11 protein-coding genes are annotated in these 20,557 nt (G+C 62.3%); 7 read left to right on the forward strand and 4 right to left on the reverse strand.

Annotated features, from left to right (window positions below):
• Positions 1-4 precede the first annotated feature (4 nt).
• Entirely contained in the window at positions 5-6,304 is a 6,300-nt protein-coding gene (locus HX898_RS20455) for a HAMP domain-containing protein (RefSeq protein WP_180195546.1), read from the reverse strand.
• Between the two features lie 210 nt (positions 6,305-6,514).
• On the opposite strand from HX898_RS20455, the gene HX898_RS20460 reads away from it, so the two are divergent.
• The 7 genes from HX898_RS20460 to HX898_RS20490 all read left to right on the forward strand — a co-directional run bounded on the left by HX898_RS20460 (position 6,515) and on the right by HX898_RS20490 (position 11,733).
• Positions 6,515-6,979 (forward strand): hypothetical protein, encoded by a 465-nt coding sequence (locus HX898_RS20460; protein ID WP_180195597.1) that lies wholly within the window; start codon positions 6,515-6,517, stop codon positions 6,977-6,979.
• Positions 6,980-7,053: 74 nt separating this feature from the next.
• Positions 7,054-7,335 carry a hypothetical protein gene (locus HX898_RS20465; protein WP_180195547.1) on the forward strand — a complete coding sequence of 94 codons (282 nt, stop codon included), beginning with the start codon at positions 7,054-7,056 and terminating at the stop codon, positions 7,333-7,335.
• Positions 7,336-7,552: 217 nt separating this feature from the next.
• Complete coding sequence (locus HX898_RS20470; RefSeq protein WP_180195548.1) at positions 7,553-8,164, forward strand: helix-turn-helix domain-containing protein; 612 nt, start codon at positions 7,553-7,555, stop codon at positions 8,162-8,164.
• Positions 8,164-8,808 carry an RES family NAD+ phosphorylase gene (locus HX898_RS20475; RefSeq protein WP_180195549.1) on the forward strand — a complete coding sequence of 215 codons (645 nt, stop codon included), beginning with the start codon at positions 8,164-8,166 and terminating at the stop codon, positions 8,806-8,808. The genes HX898_RS20470 and HX898_RS20475 overlap by 1 nt, the downstream gene beginning before the upstream one ends.
• 104 nt (positions 8,809-8,912) lie before the next feature.
• Positions 8,913-9,938 (forward strand): ABC transporter substrate-binding protein, encoded by a 1,026-nt coding sequence (locus tag HX898_RS20480; RefSeq protein ID WP_180195550.1) that lies wholly within the window; start codon positions 8,913-8,915, stop codon positions 9,936-9,938.
• Positions 9,935-10,975 (forward strand): iron ABC transporter permease, encoded by a 1,041-nt coding sequence (locus tag HX898_RS20485; RefSeq protein ID WP_180195551.1) that lies wholly within the window; start codon positions 9,935-9,937, stop codon positions 10,973-10,975. Before HX898_RS20480 ends, HX898_RS20485 begins: the two co-directional genes overlap by 4 nt.
• Complete coding sequence (locus HX898_RS20490) at positions 10,972-11,733, forward strand: ABC transporter ATP-binding protein (RefSeq protein ID WP_180195552.1); 762 nt, start codon at positions 10,972-10,974, stop codon at positions 11,731-11,733. Before HX898_RS20485 ends, HX898_RS20490 begins: the two co-directional genes overlap by 4 nt.
• 88 nt (positions 11,734-11,821) lie before the next feature.
• Here HX898_RS20490 and glgB read toward each other — a convergent pair whose 3' ends face one another.
• From glgB to HX898_RS20505, 3 genes are read right to left on the reverse strand one after another with little or no spacing between them, the layout of a single operon-like run.
• Positions 11,822-14,032: a 1,4-alpha-glucan branching protein GlgB gene (gene glgB / locus HX898_RS20495; RefSeq protein WP_180195553.1), complete on the reverse strand. Its 2,211-nt coding sequence runs from the start codon at positions 14,030-14,032 to the stop codon at positions 11,822-11,824.
• Positions 14,029-17,310 (reverse strand): maltose alpha-D-glucosyltransferase, encoded by a 3,282-nt coding sequence (gene treS, locus HX898_RS20500; protein ID WP_180195554.1) that lies wholly within the window; start codon positions 17,308-17,310, stop codon positions 14,029-14,031. Before treS ends, glgB begins: the two co-directional genes overlap by 4 nt.
• Positions 17,311-20,535 carry an alpha-1,4-glucan--maltose-1-phosphate maltosyltransferase gene (locus HX898_RS20505; protein ID WP_180195555.1) on the reverse strand — a complete coding sequence of 1,075 codons (3,225 nt, stop codon included), beginning with the start codon at positions 20,533-20,535 and terminating at the stop codon, positions 17,311-17,313.
• Between the last annotated feature and the right edge of the window lie 22 nt (positions 20,536-20,557).

Below are 20,557 nucleotides of genomic sequence, written 5' to 3' on the forward strand. Positions count from 1 at the left end.
ATCCTCAGCGATGCAGCCACATGCGAAGAGCCGACAGAAGCTGTTCGGTATTGACCGGCTTCGCCAGATAGTCGGACGCGCCCGCTTCCAGGCATTTCTCGCGGTCACCCTTCATCGCCTTTGCCGTCAACGCCAGGATCGGCAGCCGCCGGAACCGGGGCTCCGAACGGATGACCTGCATCGTCTCGTAGCCGTCCATCCCAGGCATCATGATATCCATCAGCACGATGGCGACGGATGGTTCGTTGTTGATGACCTCGATGGCTTCACTGCCGGTCGTCGCGGTCAGGACTTTCATTCCCCGGCGTTCGAGAACACTGCTCAGCGCGAAAATGTTGCGGGCATCGTCGTCGACGAGCAGGACGGTCTCGCCGACCAGATCCTCGTCCGAGCTGTGCAGGTCCTGCAGCGTCGCCTGTTTTGCTGCCGGTAGGTCGGCGACAACCCGGTGCAGGAACAAGGCGGTCTCATCCAGCAGACGCTCGGGCGATTCGACCCCCTTGACCACGACGCTGCGGGCCATGCTGTGCAGCGTCGCATCTTCCTCAGCGGAAAGCTCGCGGCCGGTGAACACTACCACCGGCACCTCGCCGATCTCGGCGTCGTCGCGTATTTGCTCCAGCACTTCGAAGCCGGACATGTCGGGAAGGGAGAGGTCGAGCACCACGCAGTCGGCTGCATTCTGCCGAAGAGCGGCGAGAGCCTCCGATCCGGAGCCGACGCTGGTGATATCGATGTCGTCGTGTCCGAGAAGGGCGGTGACGCTCAAACGCTCGGCCTCGTTGTCTTCCACGAGCAACAGATGCTTGCGGCGCGGCTGCGCATAGGCCTTCAATCGCGACAGCGCCTTGCCGAGACCTTCCGGCGTCGTCGGCTTGCTCATGAAAGCGAAGGCGCCGCGGGTCAGCCCATGCTGGCGATCCTCGTCGAGACTGATGATCTGGACCGGAATGTGCCGCGTCTGCGGATTCTGTTTGAGCTGGCTCAGCACCGTCCAGCCGAGCATGTCGGGCAGAAAGATGTCGAGCGAGATCGCCGCCGGCCTGTAGTCCTGCGCGAGTGCGAGCGCATCGCTGCCGCGCATCGCCACCAAAACCTTGAATCCATTGTCGCGGGCGAGATCCACCAGCACGCGGGCGTAATGCGCATCGTCCTCGACGACGAGCAGCACCGAGTCGCCGGCCACTATCTGATGGCGATCGTCTTCGACATGTTCGATCGGCTTTTCGGCGCGGCGGTTTGCTGCCGCCTCGGCGAATTCCACGACATTTGCCGACGGAACGGTCTTGGGCGCAGCCGCGCCGGCGCCGACATAGGTGAGCGGCAGGTAGAGGACGAAGGTGCTGCCGACACCGGGGGTGCTGCGCAGCTGGATCTCGCCGCCCAAGAGGTTCGCCAATTCGCGGCTGATCGCCAGGCCGAGGCCGGTGCCGCCATATTTGCGGCTCGTCGAAGCATCCGCCTGCTGGAACGCCTCGAAAATGATGCGCTGTTTTTCAGGCGGTATGCCGATGCCGGTATCGACGACTTCGAAGGCGATGACAGACGGCGCGTGCCTCAACGAGGGATGATCAGACGACCAGCCGCTCGTTGCCGACGCGACGCGAAGTGTCACGCCGCCCTGCGCGGTGAACTTGAAGGCATTCGACAGCAGGTTCTTGAGGATCTGCTGCAGTCGCTTCGAATCGGTGATGAGGCTCTTTGCAACATCGGCGCCGACATCGACCGAGAACGACAGGTCCCGGTTTTCGGCCTCGTGCCGGAATGGCCGCGCCATCATCTCGAGCAGGTTGCTGACAAAAATCTCCTCGGCATCGACCGAGACTGTTCCGGACTCGATCTTCGACAGGTCGAGGATATCGCTGATGAGGTTCAACAGATCGGTTCCCGCACCGTGGATCGTCTTTGCGAACTCGACCTGTTTGCCCGAGAGGTTGCCATCCGGATTTTCTCCCAGCTGCTGGCCGAGGATGAGGATCGAATTCAAAGGCGTGCGCAGCTCATGCGACATGTTGGCGAGGAATTCGGATTTGTACTTCGATGTCAGCGCGAGCTCGGTTGCCTTTTCCTCGAGCGCGCGCCGGGCCTGCTCGATTTCCTGGTTTTTCGCCTCGACTTCGACGTTGCGCTCCTCCAGTTGCTGCGCCTTCTGCCCGAGCTGCTCGTTGGTCTGCTGCAGCTCGCGCTGCTGCGTCTGAAGCTCGGCGGCAAGCTGCTGGGACTGCTTGAGCAGGCCTTCGGTCTGCATGGTTGCTTCGATCGAGTTGAGGACGATGCCGATCGATGTCGTCAGCTGGTCAAGGAAGGAGAGCTGCAAGTCGGTGAATTCGCCGACGGAGGCTAGCTCGATCACTGCTTTCACCTGTCCCTCGAAATGCACAGGCAGCACGATGGCGCTCCTCGGCAAGGTCGTGAACACGCCGGAGCTTATCGGAACGACATTGTCGGGAAGGTCGGTGACCAGGATGCGGCGCGCGTCGCTGGCGCACTGGCCGACAAGTCCCTGGCCGAATTCGAGCCGCGCCGGGTGCGCCGCCTCGCCCCCTTTCGCGTAGACAGAGAGCAGCGACAAGATCGGCTGCCGCTCGTCGGAATCCACCTGGTAGATGACCCCCTGATGGGCGCCGACCAGAGGCGCCAGCTCCGACAGCAGCATCTTGCCGACCAGCGTCAGGTCGCGCTGCCCCTGCAGCATGTTGGTGAAGCGAGCCAGGTTGGTCTTCAGCCAGTCCTGCTCAGTGTTGCGCTCGGTGGTGAGCCTGAGGTTGTCGATCATCGTGTTGATGTTGTCCTTGAGCTCGGCCACTTCGCCGCGCGCGTCGACCTTGATCGAGCGCGTCAGGTCGCCCTTGGTGACGGCGGTCGCCACCTCGGCAATGGCGCGCACCTGCGTCGTTAGGTTTGCGGCAAGCAGGTTGACGTTGCCTGTCAAATCCTTCCAGGTGCCTGCGGTGCCGGGAACGTTCGCCTGGCCGCCGAGACGGCCTTCCACGCCGACTTCGCGCGCCACCGTGGTCACCTGATCGGCAAAGGTCGCGAGTGTGTTGGTCATGTTGTTGATGGTTTCAGCAAGAGCGGCCACCTCGCCCTTGGATGCGACGGTGAGATTCTGCTTGAGGTCGCCGTTCGCCACCGCCGTCACCACCTTGACGATGCCGCGGACCTGCTCGGTCAGGTTGGCGGCCATGACGTTGACGGTGTCGGTCAGGTCCTTCCAGGTGCCGGCGACACCCGGCACCTGCGCCTGGCCGCCAAGCTTGCCTTCGGTGCCGACTTCGCGGGCAACACGCGTCACTTCGCCGGCAAAGGCATTGAGCTGGTCCACCATCGTGTTGATGGTGTTCTTCAGTTCAAGGATCTCGCCCTTCACGTCGACGGTGATCTTGCGCGACAGGTCGCCGCGCGCCACGGCCGTCGTGACTTCGGCTATGTTTCTGACCTGGGTCGTCAGATTGGCGGCGAGCAGGTTGACGTTGTCGGTCAGGTCCTTCCAGGTACCGGCGACGCCGGGAACGACGGCCTGGCCGCCGAGCCTGCCATCGGTGCCGACTTCGCGGGCGACACGCGTCACTTCGCCGGCAAAGGAGCGAAGCTGATCGACCATGGTGTTCAAAGTATCCTTCAGGAGTAGAATTTCGCCGCGCACGTCGACGGTGATCTTGCGCGACAGGTCGCCGTTGGCGATCGCGGTCGCCACTTCGGCGATGTTGCGCACCTGCGCTGTCAGGTTGCCGGCCATGGAATTGACGCTGTCGGTCAGATCCTTCCAGGTGCCGGCGACGCCGGAGACCTGCGCCTGGCCGCCGAGCTTGCCTTCGGTGCCGACTTCACGGGCCACACGCGTCACCTCGCCGGCAAAGGCGTTCAACTGATCGACCATCGTGTTGATGGTGTTCTTCAGTTCGAGAATTTCGCCCTTCACATCGACGGTGATCTTGCGCGACAGGTCGCCACGCGCCACGGCCGTCGTGACTTCGGCAATGTTTCTGACCTGGCCGGTGAGGTTGGAGGCCATGGAATTGACGTTTTCGGTGAGATCCTTCCAGGTGCCGGCGACACCCGGCACCTGCGCCTGGCCGCCAAGCTTGCCTTCCGTTCCGACCTCGCGCGCGACGCGCGTCACTTCCGAGGCGAACCGGTTCAACTGGTCGACCATGGTGTTCAGCGTTTCCTTGAGCTCGAGGATTTCACCCGAGACCGACACCGTGATCTTCTTCGACAGATCGCCATTGGCGATTGCGGTCGAGACTTCGGCGATGTTGCGCACCTGCGCCGTCAGATTGCCGGCCATGGAATTGACGCTGTCCGTCAAATCCTTCCAGGTGCCGGCGACGCCGAGCACGTTCGCCTGGCCGCCGAGCCGGCCTTCCGTGCCAACCTCGCGCGCCACACGCGTCACCTCGCCGGCAAAGCCGTTGAGCTGATCGACCATCGTGTTGATGGTCTCCTTCAGTTCGAGGATTTCCCCCGACACGGTGACGGTGATCTTCTTGGACAGGTCTCCCTGGGCAACGGCGGTCGCGACTTCGGCGATGTTGCGCACCTGCCCGGTCAGGTTGGAAGCCATGGAGTTGACGCTGTCGGTCAAGTCTTTCCAGGTGCCGGCGACGCCGCGCACGTTTGCCTGACCGCCGAGCCGGCCTTCCGTGCCCACTTCGCGGGCGACGCGGGTCACTTCCGAAGCGAAGGCGTTCAGCTGGTCCACCATCGTATTGATGGTTTCCTTCAATTCGAGAATCTCGCCCTTCACGTCGACGGTGATCTTCTTCGACAGGTCGCCGTTGGCAATCGCGGTCGAGACTTCGGCGATATTGCGCACCTGGGCTGTCAGGTTGCCGCCCATCGAGTTGACGTTCTCGGTCAGATCCTTCCAGGTGCCGGCGACGCCACGCACATTGGCCTGGCCGCCGAGCCGTCCCTCCGTGCCCACTTCGCGAGCGACGCGGGTGACTTCCGAAGCGAAGGCATTCAACTGATCGACCATCGTATTGATGGTTTCTTTCAGCTCGAGGATTTCGCCTGACACCGTGACGGTGATCTTCTTCGACAGGTCGCCATTGGCGATCGCCGTCGAGACCTCGGCGATGTTGCGCACCTGCGCGGTGAGGTTCGAGGCCATCGAGTTGACGTTGTCGGTCAGGTCCTTCCAGGTGCCTGCCACGCCGGGCACCTGCGCCTGTCCGCCGAGCCGACCTTCAGTGCCGACTTCACGCGCGACGCGCGTCACCTCGCCGGCAAAACCGTTCAACTGATCGACCATCGTGTTGATGGTTTCCTTGAGCTCCAGGATTTCCCCCGAGACGTCGACGGTGATCTTGCGCGACAGGTCGCCGCGCGCCACGGCCGTGGTCACTTGGGCGATATTGCGGACCTGCGCCGTCAGGTTGCCGCACATGGCGTTGACGCTGTCGGTCAGATCCTTCCAGGTGCCTGCCACCCCGGGCACCAGCGCCTGTCCGCCGAGCTTGCCTTCGGTGCCGACTTCGCGGGCGACGCGCGTCACTTCCGAGGCGAAGGACCTGAGCTGGTCGACCATCGTGTTGATCGCTTCCTTGAGCTGCAGGATCTCGCCGCGCACGTCGACGGTGATCTTCTTGGAAAGATCTCCATTCGCAACGGCGATCGTCACTTCGGCGATATTGCGCACCTGCGCCGTCAGGTTCGACGCCATCGAGTTCACGCTTTCGGTGAGATCCTTCCAGACACCCGTCACCTCCGGCACCTGCGCCTGGCCGCCCAGTTTTCCGTCGGTGCCGACCTCGCGCGCGACGCGTGTCACCTCCGATGTGAAGACGCTCAGCTGCTTGATCATCGTGTTGACGATGTCGGCCGAGCGCAGGAACTCGCCTTTGAGCGGCCGCCCATCGACATCCAGCGGCACGGTCTGCAAGAGATCTCCCTTGGCAACGGCCGTGATCGTGCGCGTGACGGCGGTCGTCGGCCATAGGAGATCGTCGATCAGACCGTTGATCGATCCCTCCATTTCGGACCAGGAGCCGTCCGACAGGCCGAAGCGTACGCGTGTGCTCGTTCGCCCGTCCCGGCCGACCACCTGCCCGACATGCTCGAGCTGCTGGGCCATGCGCTGATTGGCGGCGATGATGTCGTTGAGGGCATCGGCGACCTTGCCGGTGAGACCCGTCAGGTCGGACCGCATCCGTACGGAAAAGTCGCCGCGTCTGACCGCGACAAGGACTTCCAGAAGCGCGCTGGCGTCGTCGAACGCCATCGTTTTGTGGTCATGCCCATTGAGGCTGTCTACCGCAACGCTGTCGCGCGCGAATTCGCTGGATTGGTTGCTCACGAAAATCCCCCTCTTCGACGATCGGTAATTTAGCGCTCAACTCAGAAAATGGTATGGGCCGTCCCGCGTGCATCCTAACATGATTCACCGCCCAAAATGAGCCTGATAGTTGCAGATATCGGAAATGCTCGCCGCAAACCGTCTCGGTGCAATGTGCGGTTTTTCGCGCGCGGGAACACTTTGCTGCCGGCTGTCGTTTCCATCCAGACAATGGAGAGCGACATGTCGAACGTCTCAAGGACAGGCAAGGAAGAGATCAACAACGCGACCAGCCCGACCACCTTCGGAAAGTCGGTCGAGAGCCAGGCGCAAATTGAGGATGCGGCTGCGCAAGCGTCGCCCGGCACCGGCGGCGAGATGCTCAACATCTACCGGTTGGGGCCGATCGCCGCACCCGACGATCCGAGATGGGACAATTCCCCGGGCCACGGTATCGTCGTCGTCGCCGCCAGAACGCCCGGTGACGCCAGGATCGTCGCTGCAGCTCGTGAGCTCGACTTCATGGAAGTGGATGCGGCTCCCGCCGAGGATGTCACGACGGTCAATGCCAGCGCCTTTCGGGACGACAAGCTCTATACCGTCATTGAGATCGACCGGAACAGGCGCGATGTCATGCGCGGGATCCTCGACGGTGCCGTCACCGTCGACACGATCCGGCCGGTTCAATCGGACTGAGGTAGCAATTCACCGACGCAATCGGCGAGACGCTGGAGCGTCACAATCATACCCCCCGTTCCTTTGGAGTTCTCATGAATACGGCCAACCTCCAGCTCAAGGGCCTGATCATGGCCATGGCGTCGATATGTGATGCGATCGTCGAGAAAGAACTGCTCACCAGCCAGGAACTCAATGCCGCGCTCTCGAAAGCCAAGAAGGCAATCGAAGAGGATGACGACCATGAACTGTCCGATGCCAACCGCGCCGCGATCCTTTTCCCCATCCGTGTGCTGCAGCTCGCTGAGGAGGCAGGCAGGAGAGGCGAGCGGTTGACCTTTTCGGACTATGCAAAGCTCGTTGGAAAGCTAAACTGAACATGCTCGAAGGCTTTACCCTGATGCTGTCGACATCGGCGCGGGTTCGCTTCGGATACGGCACCAGAGATCGGGGGCCGCTGTTCTTCTTCAGGCCATCCAAATGACTTGAGGCAGGCAGTGGACCTCGTGCCACTGGACCGCACGGCCATTTCCACAGGTTGACTTCATACTATCAACAACTGTATAAATACCTTGTCAACCAAGGAGCCGCTCCATGGCCCGCCACGCATCCACTCCCGTCACCACACAGGAAGAGCCGAATTCCATCAGAACCGCGTTTCTGCGACGCGCGACGTCGGCGCTGGAGCGCATTTCGGCGAATGTGCCGGCAAAGGACCTGGCCGATGCGCTTTCAGCTCCGACCGACGCCGGATCGTTGGCGCAGCTTCTTAGCCGCTCGGATATGGTGGGCGCAGCGATAAACGATCTCGATCCGCTGGTTCCTGCACTGGCTCGCAATGTCGAGCATCGGCAAAATCTCGTCGAACGGGCCGGCGGGACGATATCGGCCGAGGACGCCGGGCGGATCCTCGGCATCAGCAGACAGGCCGTCGACAAGAGGCGGCGGGCCGGCACGCTGCTTGCCGTGCGTGAGGGCAGCGACTGGCGCTATCCGCTCTGCCAGTTTGATCAAGGTGAGGTGATCGCGGGGATTTCCGACGTCGTGCGTGGTTTTGCCGCCGCCGGTCCCTGGATCACATTGGATTTTCTGCTTGCTTCCGATACGGTTCTCGGTGGTCGGACAGCTCTGCAGGCGCTGCGCGACGGCGATCGTGAACCAGTCCGGCGTTTGATCCGGATTGAAACCTCCGACGGCTTTGCCTGATGCCGGCAAATGCAGGCAGAGGGCCGTCGGGAGCTGCACTGCCCCCGCCCTCTTGGCTCGCCCATTCGTCATTGCCGATCGACCTCATTCCAGCCGGGCAGGTTCTCCATAGGGTCCATCGGACGCATCTCGATCCCATCTTCTTTGGACCCGGCCCCGGGGTTGCCGCCACCAATCGTTTCGACAGCGCCAGCGGACGTTTCGGAATTCTCTATGTCGGGATGAGCCGCAGAGGAGCGCTTGCGGAAACGATCCTGCGCAATCCCCAGAGGTTGATGGTGTCCATGACCGAAATCACCACCCGCGCCATCAGTGAACTCAGCTGTATCAGACCGCTGAGGATCGTGCGCATGCACGGAACCGGCCTGCAGGCTCTCGGCACCGATAATGCCGTCTCCACCGGCCCCTACGAACCATGCGGCCTTTGGACCGACGCGCTTTGGGACCATGCCGACCGGCCGGATGGTCTCGCCTACCAATCGCGCCACGATTCAAGTGAGATCTGCCTTGCCCTTTTCGAACGCAGCGACATGGCGTTCAACAGAAAGGGCACGCTTCCGCTCTCCGGCATCCTCAAGGAGATCGCCGCGATCCTCGAAGTCTACGGCAAGTCGCTGTCACCGGTTGGCCCCGTTAGGCAATGAACGCAGCTGCAATTTTGCGATAAGTTGATTTGCTTGGTCTTGTTTTCTGCCCCTTTCTGAGGCTATACGGCGGCCGCACATACTCACGCACCGGGGACTTATTCGTGACCAGCCTCAAATCGCTTCTGGCCGCCTGCGGCCTTTCCGCCCTGATCGGCCTTGCCGCAAATCCGTCTTTGGCCGGTTCGACGACCTACCCGCTGACGCTGGAAAACTGCGGTGCTGAGGTAACGTTCAAGAAGGCGCCCGAGCGGGCGGTCGGCCTCGGCCAGAATAGCGCGGAAATCCTGCTGCTGCTCGGCCTCGAGGACAAGATGGCTGGCACCGCCTTCTGGCCGAGCAAGGTCCTGCCGCAGCTCGCCGAGGCCAATGCCAAGGTCAAGCTTCTGACCGTCGAAATGCCGACCTTCGAATCGATCCTCGCCGAAAATCCCGACTTCGTGGCGGTGGCCTTGCCGAGCCTGGTCGGCCCGAACAGCAAGATCGCCAAGCGCGAAGATTTCGACAAGGTCGGCGTCGCCACCTATCTCTCGCCCAGCACCTGCCTCAGCACCAAGGACGTCAAGGACCAGTATGGCAGCCGCGGCGAGCTGTGGAACATGGAGCTTCTCTACAAGGAGATCGATGAGCTCTCTGAGATTTTCGACGTCGCCGATCGCGGCCAGGCGCTGATCGCCGACTTCAAGGCGCGCGAAGCCAAGCTTCGCTCCAGCGTTTCGAAGGACGGCAAGAACCTTTCCTACGTCTTCTGGTTCTCCAGCCCCAGCCCGTCGGCCGACGCCTATCTCGGCGGCAAGAATAGCGCGTCCGGCTTTATCGCCGACCTGCTCGGCGGACACAACGCGATATCAGCGGAAGCGGAATGGCCAACGCTCGGCTGGGAAGGCATCATCGCCTCCAATCCCGACGTCATCGTCGTCGCCAGTCTCGACCGTAACCGTTGGGAGCTCGACAAGCCGGAGGCCAAGATCAATTTCCTGAATACCGATGCGGCCGTCAGCCAGATCCCTGCCGTCAAGAACAAGGCGATCGTAATCATGGACGGCCAGGCCATGAACCCGACCGTCCGCACGGTTTACGGCGCTGAGCAGGTGGCCGGCCAGCTGAAGGCTCTCGGTCTGTTGAAGTGACGGAAGCGGGCCGTCTCTTCCGGCAGCTGGGAGCCGTCCTCGCACTGCTCCTCGCCTCTTTCTGCCTCATCGCTGTCGCCATTGGCGTCAGCGTCGGGATCGGCGACCTGCCGATCCCGCTTGCAACCACGTTTTCGGCCGTCACTAACCGGCTTGGATGGACCGCGGTCGAACTGAACCGCATCCATGAGACTGTCATCTGGGACTATCGCCTGAGCCGGGCGCTCGTCGCCGCCTTCTGCGGCGCGGGCCTTGCGCTGTCGGGCGCGATCATGCAGTCGCTGCTGCGCAACCCGCTTGCCGAGCCCTATGTTCTCGGCATCTCCGCCGGAGCTTCGACCGGCGCCGTCGCGATCGTCATCCTAGGGATCGGCTCGGGCGCGGTATCGCTCTCGGCCGGGGCCTTCGCCGGCGCCTTCGCAGCCTTCTTCTTCGTGGCGCTGCTGTCGAACGGCACGCGCGGCGGAGCGGATCGCACCATCCTTGCCGGTGTCGCCGCTTCGCAGCTTTTCAACGCCACGACGTCCTATATCGTCACCACATCAGCCAATGCACAGCAGGCCCGCGACGTCATGTTCTGGCTGCTCGGCAGCTTCGGCGGCGTGCGCTGGCCGGAATTCGCGCTGGTCTCGATCGTCCTCGGCATCGGCCTCGTCGGCTGCCTGTTTTACGCCCGCGTGCTCGACGCCTTCGCTTTCGGCGACGAGGCGGCATCTTCGCTTGGCGTCAATGTCGGCCGCGCCCGTATGGTGCTCTTCGCCCTGACGGCGATGATGACGGCGACGATCGTCAGCATGGTGGGGTCGATCGGCTTCGTCGGCCTCGTCGTGCCGCATGTCGCCCGCTTTGTCGTCGGGCCGTTGCATGTCCGTCTCCTGCCGGCCTGCGCCATAACAGGGGCGATCTTCATGGTGCTCGCCGACATCGCCGCGCGCGCGCTCATTCCCAACCAGATCCTGCCGATCGGCGTCGTCACGGCGCTGGTGGGCGTCCCCTTCTTCTCGATCATCCTCTACCGGTTCCAGCGCGCATCATGAGCATCAAGGCCGACAACCTCATCTGGAAAATTGGCAGGAAGACCATTCTCGATGGCGTTTCCATGGAAGCGCAGCCCGGCCGGATGCTTGGTCTGCTCGGCCCGAACGGCTCGGGCAAGACCTCGTTGCTGCGGCTTCTCGCCGGCCTGAAGCGGCCGCATTCCGGCCGCGTCACCCTCGACCGCAGCGACATCTGGACCATCAGCCGCCGGTCGATCGCCCGGCGGATCGCCTTCGTCGAGCAGCATGCCACGACGAACGCCAATCTGAAGGTCGTCGACGTCGTCAAGCTCGGAAGGTTTCCGCACCGGTCGATGTTCTCGGGCTGGACGAGGGCCGACGAAGAGGCAGTCGAGGAGGCGTTGGCGCGCGCCGGCATGGTGGAGAAGCGCGACGATCGCTGGCAGAGCCTGTCGGGCGGCGAAAAGCAGCGCACTCATATTGCAAGGGCGCTCGCCCAGTCGCCCCAGGAGCTGATCCTCGACGAGCCCACAAACCATCTCGATATCCAGCACCAGATCGGCCTGATGCGGCTTGTCTCCGGCCTGCCGATCACCAGCATCGTCGCCCTGCACGATCTCAACCATGCCGCCATGTTCTGCGACCAGCTGATCATCATGCAGCATGGCAGGATCGTCGCCTCCGGCGCGCCGCAGGACGTGTTGAGCGAGGATCTTCTCAGGAATGTCTTTTCCGTCGAGGCCCGTATCGAAACCTCTCCCTATCACTCGCGCCCGCATATCCATTATCTCAGGTGACGGTGGAACCGTGACCGAGATGACCGTCTACGGTCGTCTAAGGTGACGGTGGAACCCTCACCGAGGTGATTGGTCCGCGGCCGCGCCGTCAGGGCGACGGCCCCTGCAGAAAAATCGTCGATAGCGGCGGCAGCGTCAGTGACAGCGAGACCGGCCTGCCGTGGGCGGGCACGGGTTCGGTCGACACTGCGCCATTGACCAGGCCCGAGCCGCCATATTCCCGCGCATCCGTCGTCATCCGTTCGATCCACACACCGTCGCTCGGCACGCCGATCCTGTAGCCGTAACGCGGCACCGGCGTGAAGTTCGACATGACCAGCACCGATGAAGCACGATCGGGCGCATAACGGAGCATGCCGAGCACGGAATTGACGGCGTCGTCGGCTGCCGCCCATTCGAAGCCCTCGGGATGAAAGTCTCCGAACTGCAATGCCGGCTCGTCCGCGTAGAGGCCGTTCAGATCCTTCACCAGCCGCTGGATCCCCACATGCTGAGGCCGGTCCAGCACATCCCAGGTCACTGACCCGTCATGGTTCCATTCGCCGGGCTGGGCGACTTCACTTCCCATGAACAGGAGCTTCTTGCCGGGATGGCCCCACATGAAGGCGAGATAGCTGCGCAGGTTGGCGAATTTCTGCCATTCGTCGCCCGGCATCTTCGTCAGCAGCGAGCCCTTTCCATAGACGACCTCGTCATGTGAAATCGGCAGAATGAAGCGTTCGGAATAGGCATAGATCATTCCGAAGGTCATCGTGCCATGGGCATAGCTCCGGTAAATCGGATCCTTCTCGATATAGCTCAGGCTGTCATGCATCCAGCCCATGTTCCATTTGATATCGAACCCCAGCCCCCCTTGCTCTGGCGGCTTCGTCACGCCCGGCCAGGCCGTCGATTCCTCGGCGATCGTCATCGCGTGCGGGCAGCGCTCGTGAATGATGCTGTTCAGGTGCTTGAAGAATTCGACGGCTTCGAGGTTCTCGCGACCGCCATATTGGTTGGGAATCCATTCGCCCTCGTTGCGGCTGTAGTCGCGGTAAAGCATCGAGGCCACGGCGTCGACCCGCAAACCGTCGATATGGTAGCGCTCGAGCCATTCCAGCGCGCTGGCGATCAGGAACCCCTTCACCTCGTTGCGGCCGAGATTGTAGATCAGCGTGTTCCAGTCGCGGTGAAAGCCTTCCCGCGGATCTTCGTGCTCGTAGAGAGCGCTACCGTCGAAGCGGGCAAGCCCCCAGACGTCTGTGGGAAAATGGGCCGGCACCCAGTCGAGGATGACGCCGAGCCCGGCGCCATGGCACCGGTCGATGAAATAGGCGAAATCCTCAGGCGTCCCATATCGGCCTGTCGGAGCGAATAGACCGAGCGGCTGATAACCCCAGGAGCCGCCGAACGGATGCTCCATGATCGGCAGCAGCTCGATATGGGTGAAGCCCATGTCGGCGACATAGGGAACCAGCCGCTGGCTGAGTTCGACCCAGTCGAGCGACCTGTTGCCGTCCTTTAGATCGCGAAGCCAGGATCCGGCGTGCACCTCATAGACGGAGAACGCGCCCTCCAGCCTGTCTTGCCGGGACCGGCCCTTCATCCAACCGTCATCAGTCCATCGAAACGGCGTCGACGAGGCGACGATGGAGGCGGTGGACGGAGCGGCCTCACTTGCCCTCGCGACCGGATCGGCCTTCTGCGGCAGGCAGGTCCCCTCAGCATCGACGATCTCGAACTTGTACCTTTCGCCGGGGGCGAGGCGCGGAATAAACAGCTCCCAGACGCCCGCCGACGGTCTCAGCCGCATCGGGTTTCGCCGCCCGTCCCAGGCGTTGAAGTCGCCGACAACCGAGACGCGGCGCGCATTCGGAGCCCAGACGGCGAAACGAACGCCTGATATCCCGTCGATCGACATATCAACCGCGCCGAGCGTGCGGCTCAGACTATAGTGAGTTCCCTCCGATATCAGATGAAGGTCGAGCTCTCCGAGCAGCAGACCGAAACTGTAGGGGTCCTCGGTGATCTGAACTGCATCCGGCCATGTGATCCGCAGCCGGTATCCCGTCCTCGAGGCGGCCGCCGCCGCAAACAGGCCGGACGGGTGGGCGATGCTGAACGGCGCTACCACCCGGCCGCTCGTCGCATCGATGAGATCGACCGCTTCCGCGCCGGGCAGATACACCCGCACGATCGTCATGCCGCCGCTTTGGTGGGGGCCGAGGATCGAAAACGGATCGCCATGACGCCCCTCGATCAAGGCCCATAGCGCATCCTGTCCGATGCCCGCCAGAAGTTCCGAGCGCTCAACATTCATGCCGTGACCCCCGCCAGACGCGATACGATTTCGGTAAGGCCGGATAGCGGGATCGGAAGCCATTTCGGCCTGTTGCGAGCTTCGTAGGCAATCTCGTAGGCGGCCTTTTCGAGAAGAAAGGCATCGAGAACCCTGCGTCTTTGATCGGGTGGCATGTCAAGCTCCTTCGATACGGAGACAGCCTGCGAATAGGCATCGAGAAAGGCCTCCTCGGCATTGCGCCCGAAGCGGGCGATCGCCTCGCGGCGGACCTCGTTCTCGTGTTCGATGACCGCGTCGTTATCGAGCTGCGCGGTGGCCACGAGGTAGCTCAGCGATCTCAAAAGCCCGGCGACATCACGCAGCGGGTTCGTCTTGGCGCGGCGCTCGGTCAGGTTTTTCGCAGGCTCGCCCTCGAAGTCGATGATGACGGCATCACCCTCGCTGACAAGGATCTGGCCAAGATGGAAGTCGCCATGCGTGCGTGTCATCAGCGTATGGCGGCAGCTCTCCGCCAGCGTCCCGGCGAGCTCTGCGAGTTCGGAACGACGCTCGAGAAGCGGCTTTGCGAGCAAGTCGATTGCAGGGTCGGTATTCTCGTCGCGTTCATCGAGCTTCGACATGGCATAGGCGAGCTCGCCGGCAACGGCCTTCCTCATCGCCTCGACCTCGCTGTCGCCGGCAACCACCGGGCTGAAGGCCTCGTCCCCGGTCTTCGCAGCGAGCACGACATGCAATTCGCCGAGCCTGAGGCCCACCATCGCGACGAAACTGATCAGCGACCGGAAGACGTCGTCGTCTGGTTGGACCGCCGGATCGTTCAGCACCAGTTCGTCGGCCCCACGGCGCAGATTGTTCAGCATCCAGTTCCAGGCGTCGCCCTGGTTGCGGATCGCCCCCTGGACGATGATCAAGGTGGAACGGCGTCCGCTGGAATCGGTATGCGCGACCTCGCCGAGCAGGGGCGCCGTATGGTCATAGCCGGCGCGAGTGAGATAGCGCGTCATCTCAACTTCCGGATGGATGCCGGGGAAGATGTGCCTGATCAGTTTGATCATCGCTACGTCGCCGACGAGGAGCGAGCTGTTGGACTGTTCAGCCGATAGCCAATGCACCGGCAGTTCGCCTGAAATATCGAGACTGTCGAGCTGTTCTGTCCCAAGGAATTCGAGCGTGCCGGTCCGGCCGGTGGTGCGCGAGCGGTCGCGAAGTCCGTGCAGAATGCCGCGCGCCATTGCCTCCACGGCGAATCCATCTGTGAGGAAACCGACGCGTCTTCCCTGGCGAATCCTCCCAAGCGCAAGCTGCTGGGCAAGCGCGGAGGGGTGGGCATCGTCCCAGGCGACCGCGAGCGGCAGTTGGTAGGATTCGCTGTGGTTCGGCAGCACGACCTCCAACTCGCCGAGGACGACGCCGTCGGCGAATGGGATTGGTGTCACGGAGATCAGTCGGGCGGCCTGAAGCGCCTGGTCCTTTGCCCCGAACCATCGCCGCCTGGAGAGATAGGCGGGCAGGATTTCGCCGCTCAGGATGCGTGCATGACCCGGTTCATCCACGAGGTCGAGCAGGCTACGCCGGATGACCATCGTCAACAGATCGGGAAGCTGTTCCGGCGGTGCGGTGCGCCACGCCGGCGGGTCGGCATCAGCCGTCAGCTGGAACCAGAAGAAACCGTAGGGCGGCAAGGTCAGGAGATAGGTCAACTGGCCGATCGGCGGAAACGGCGACATGCCGGTCAGTTCAATGGGAACGCGCCCCTCGAAGCTCGACAAGTCGAGTTCGACGGCCTGGGGCAACCTTGAGAGACTTGCAACACAAAGCAAAACCTCGCCTTCATACTCCCTGAGATAGGCAAGGATCTTGCGATTTTCCGGCGAAAGGAACCGCAGCGTGCCACGCCCGAAGGCGGGATGCCTGCCGCGCAACGCCAACATTCTGCGCGTCCAGTTGAGCAGCGAATGCGCGTCCGTGCTCTGCGCCTCGACGTTGACGGCCTCAAAACCGTAGAGCGGGTCGGCGACGGGCGGCAGGACGAGACGCGCCGGATCTGCCCTGGAGAAACCGCCATTGCGGTCCGGAGACCATTGCATCGGCGTCCTCACCCCATCCCGGTCGCCGAGATAGATATTGTCGCCCATGCCGATCTCGTCGCCATAATAGATCACCGGTGTTCCCGGCATCGAGAGAAGAAGCCCGTTCATCAGCTCGATCCGCCGGCGGTCGCGCTCCATCAATGGCGCCAGACGCCGCCTTATGCCGAGATTGATGCGGGCACGTTTGTCGGATGCATAGGTCTCCCAGAGATAGTCCCGCTCGGCGTCGGTCACCATTTCGAGCGTCAGCTCGTCGTGGTTGCGAAGGAAGATCGCCCATTGGCAATTGTCGGGAATCTCCGGCGTCTGGCGCAGGATATCGGTGATCGGAAACCGATCCTCCTTGGCGATTGCCATATACATGCGCGGCATTAGCGGGAAGTGGAAGGCCATGTGGCATTCGTCACCCTCTCCGAAATATTCGCGCGTGTCCTCCGGCCATTGATTGGCCTCGGCAAGCAGCATCACGCCGGGATGGGTGGCATCGAGCGCGGCGCGTATGCGTTTGAGGATCGCGTGGGTTTCCGGCAGGTTTTCGTTGATCGTCCCCTCGCGCTCGACGAGGTAGGGGATCGCGTCGAGACGAAAACCGTCGATGCCGGTTTCCAGCCAGAAGCGCATCACCCTCAGCAATTCCTCCATGACAAGGGGACTGTCGAAATTGAGGTCGGGCTGATGGGAATAGAAGCGGTGCCAGTAGTAGGCGCCGGCGACGGCGTCCCATGTCCAGTTGGACTTTTCCGTATCGATGAAAATGATCCGCGTTTCCGGAAATTTCTGATCGGTATCCGACCAGACGTAGAAGTCGCGCTCCGGCGACCCTGCCGGCGCCTGGCGGGCGCGCTGGAACCAGGGATGCTGATCGGAGGTGTGGTTGATGACGAGCTCGATGATCACGCGGATATTGCGCTGATGAGCGGCATCGACGAAAGCCCGAAAGTCCTCCACTGTCCCGTAATCGGGGCTGACACTACCATAGTCGGCGATGTCGTAACCGTCGTCTCGGCGCGGAGAGGGAAAAAAAGGCAGGAGCCAGATGGCGTTGACACCGAGGGCTGCGATGTGATCGAGCTTCTGGTGCAGGCCGGCGAAGTCGCCGACCCCGTCGCCATTGGCATCGTAGAACGACTTGATGTGCAGCTGGTAGATGATCGCATCCTTGTACCAGAGCGGCTGCGGCGCGCTATCTGCATTCATCGTGTCCATTCATGCCTCCCTTGAGCGAATACGCCAGATCGCATAGGGCAGGACCTCAGGATTGAGACTGATGCTCTGCCATTTGCCGGTCCATTTGAAACGATGCCCGCCGATCAGATCTTCGGCATCCAGCGTGCCGCCGTCGCCCAGCGACCACTGCCAGAGCGGCAGCTCGACGTCGCTCTGCTGGAAATTGTGGGGGTCGAGGCTGATGGCGATGAGCAGGACGTTGTCGCGGGCACGGCTCGCCTTCCCGAAAAACAGGATATTGTCATTTCGCGCATTCAGCAGCGTCAGCCCGAGATGCGAATGCAGCGCGGTGTTTTCGCTCCGGATGCGGTTGAGCGTCCTGATTTCGGCGATGATATTGCCCGGCCGGTCGTAGTCCCAGGCGCGGATTTCGTACTTCTCGCTGTCGGCATATTCCTTGCGCTTGGCATCGGGACGCCCCTCGCAAAGTTCGAAACCGTTATAGACGCCCCACAATCCCGAAAGGGTGGCGGCAAGTGCTGCGCGGATCAGGAAGGCCGGGCGCGGCGCATTTTGCAGGAAATCCGGATTGATATCATGCGTGTTGACGAAGAAATGCGGGCGGAAGAATTCCTTCGGCGCCGTCTCCGTCAGCTCCCGCATATATTGCTCGAGCTCCCACTTGGCATTGCGCCAGGTGAAGTAGGTGTAGGACTGGGAGAAGCCGATCTTTGCCAGCCGATACATGACCTTCGGCTTGGTGAAGGCTTCCGACAGGAAGACGACATCGGGATGACGGGCCCTGATATCACCGATCAGCCATTCCCAGAACGGAAAGGGCTTTGTGTGCGGATTGTCGACGCGAAACAGCTTGACGCCCTGGTCCACCCAAAGCTGGACGACATCCCTGAGCTCCACCCATAATGAAGGCAGCGCATCTTTTGTGTAGAAATCGACGTTGACGATGTCCTCGTATTTCTTCGGCGGGTTTTCGGCATATTTGATCGTGCCGTCGGGACGCCAGTCGAACCAGCCGGGATGCTCCTTCAGCCAGGGGTGATCTGGCGACGCCTGGATTGCGAGGTCGAGAGCAATCTCCAGGCCATGCCGGCCAGCCTCTTCCACAAGCCGGCGGAAATCCTCGAACTCGCCGAGCTCGGGATGGATAGCGTCATGGCCGCCGTCCCCGGAGCCGATGGCATAGGGACTTCCGGGGTCGCCCGGTCCGGCTTTCAGGCTGTTGTTTCGGCCTTTCCGGTTGGTCGAGCCGATCGGATGAATCGGCGGGAAATAGAGCACGTCGAAGCCCATGTCACGGATGGCGGGCAATCTCGGGATGACGTCGTCGAAGGTGCCGTGCCGGTCCGGATCGCCGCTCTGCGAGCGCGGGAAGATCTGGTACCAACTGGCAAAGGCAGCCTCCTTGCGTTCGGCATCGACGGCGCTTGCCGTCGAGCGAAGCCGAAACGGTCGCCTGTCCGCCTTGTTCATCAATTCCAATGTCCCGGCATCGAGCAGGATCGCCGTGCGCTCGGCATCAGACGCCCTTTCGAGACTGTCGCCGAGGGCCTTCAATTCGGCATTGAGCGTTGCGCCGGCATGCATCTCAGCCGAGCGGATGAGGTTCAATCCCTCCTGGAGTTCGAGCTTCAGGTCCAGCCTGGCATCGTTCTTCTTCGTCAACTCGTAGCGGAAGATCGCAAACGGGTTCTTCCATGCCTCGACGGCAAATTCATAGCGTCCAATGCGCTCCAGCAGGAATTCGGCGCGCCAGCGGTCATTTTCGACCAATTGCATCTCCGTCTCATTCCAGTCCGCCGCATCGAGCGGTCGCCAGAGCAGGACCGCGGCGATCGGGTCGTGGCCGTCGGCGAATATATCCGCCTCCACGGTGAGGATGTCGCCGACCACCCGCTTGACGGGAAAGCGGCCGTCATCGACCCGTGGCATAATGCTCTCGATCGCGAGGCGCGGCGAAGCGACCGCCTGCTCGATATCGAGGATCGGCCGCGATGTGATCGGCGCCGGCACCTTGCCTTCGATCACCAGGGTCTCCCCTGCCCGCAGCCGCAGAGCCGTACCATCGGCTGCGGCGGGAAGAAAACCGGAAGCCGCTTCGCGCAGTGCGGTTACCGGAGCGGGCGCACTTTTCCGAAGGTCCCTGTTGAGCAGGATGAACCGCACATTCTCGGCGCTGCGAAGGTCTTCCACCGCCGATTGCAGCAGCGCTGAGACCGGTCCGTTGGCGTTGCGGATAAGCCGCAGCGATGCGGCACGCGCATGAGGGTTCTTGCCGATCTCAGTGTTCGCAAGGCGAATTTCGGAGGAGATATCGAAAGCGAGGTCATGGCGCATCCCCCGCAAGCCCGTTCCATTCCCATGGGTCGGATCGAGCGGCGTGGTTGCGCCATATTCGAAACCCATCGGAACCATCACGCCACCGCCGAGCGAGGCAGCAAGGCGCAGCGCCCTGATGGCGCGTCGTTCGAGGATTTCGCGGCTCTCGGTTCCGTGCGCGATCCGCCTGGCGAATGGTGGCTCCGGAAAAGCGATCTGCCAGCCAAGCTGCTTCTGGACGCGGTGTTCTTCGATGAACCATCTCTCGTCAAAATCCCACCAAGCCATCGATGAAAAACATCCATCGAAGCCTGTATTCTTGACCGCGTCCCTCACCCCGAAATCAGTGCCGGGCGTCCAGGCGAGGAATTGCGCGTCCGCCTTCTCGCGCACCGCCGAAATCAGCGATTTGAAAACCGCCGGCGCAATGCGATCGATCCCCAGCGCCCGATAGCCGGCGAGCCCAAGACCGGCCAACCCTCGCAGCCGTTCGGTCCATTCTTCCAACAGCCGCGATTGAGACTCCGCCTCCATCGCGATCATCGGTTCCGCCGGGTCCAATGGCGAGCGCCTCGGATCGACCGGGCGAAAGCCTGCCTTGGGATCCCGGGCCTTGCCGTCGAGCATCAGGTCCATCATCAGGGCGACGCCGCTCTTGCGGGCGGCCTCCGCCAGGCGTCCCAACCCATCCTCGACTGCGCTTCCGAGCGACAGTTGAGGATCGAGACGATTCAGATCCTGGGAGGCAAAGATACTGCGCTCCCCGCCCCGATCGAAGAGAGGTGCCGTCAGCACACGATCGAAACCGGTATCCGCAGCGTGGTCGAAAGCCTCACGCCACGCATCGATACCCTGAAGAAGGAGTGGATTGACATAATAGATCCGGGGTGGGGTGCTCAACACACCCTGGTTTGGAGAGAATGACATCGGCCGCCGCTCGAGTTTGGTT

The sequence above is a fragment of the Rhizobium sp. WYCCWR 11128 genome, assembly GCF_013416305.1.
Classification (GTDB): domain Bacteria; phylum Pseudomonadota; class Alphaproteobacteria; order Rhizobiales; family Rhizobiaceae; genus Rhizobium; species Rhizobium indicum.

Excerpts from the sequence above, each read along its gene's own strand:
- HX898_RS20475 (WP_180195549.1), top strand. The coding sequence starts at position 8,164 with ATGCCGGCAAATGCAGGCAGAGGGCCGTCGGGAGCTGCACTGCCCCCG.
- HX898_RS20470 (WP_180195548.1), top strand. The coding sequence starts at position 7,553 with ATGGCCCGCCACGCATCCACTCCCGTCACCACACAGGAAGAGCCGAAT.
- HX898_RS20505 (WP_180195555.1), bottom strand. The coding sequence starts at position 20,535 with ATGTCATTCTCTCCAAACCAGGGTGTGTTGAGCACCCCACCCCGGATC.
- treS (WP_180195554.1), bottom strand. The coding sequence starts at position 17,310 with ATGGACACGATGAATGCAGATAGCGCGCCGCAGCCGCTCTGGTACAAG.
- glgB (WP_180195553.1), bottom strand. The coding sequence starts at position 14,032 with ATGAATGTTGAGCGCTCGGAACTTCTGGCGGGCATCGGACAGGATGCG.
- HX898_RS20460 (WP_180195597.1), top strand. The coding sequence starts at position 6,515 with ATGGAGAGCGACATGTCGAACGTCTCAAGGACAGGCAAGGAAGAGATC.
- HX898_RS20465 (WP_180195547.1), top strand. The coding sequence starts at position 7,054 with ATGAATACGGCCAACCTCCAGCTCAAGGGCCTGATCATGGCCATGGCG.
- HX898_RS20490 (WP_180195552.1), top strand. The coding sequence starts at position 10,972 with ATGAGCATCAAGGCCGACAACCTCATCTGGAAAATTGGCAGGAAGACC.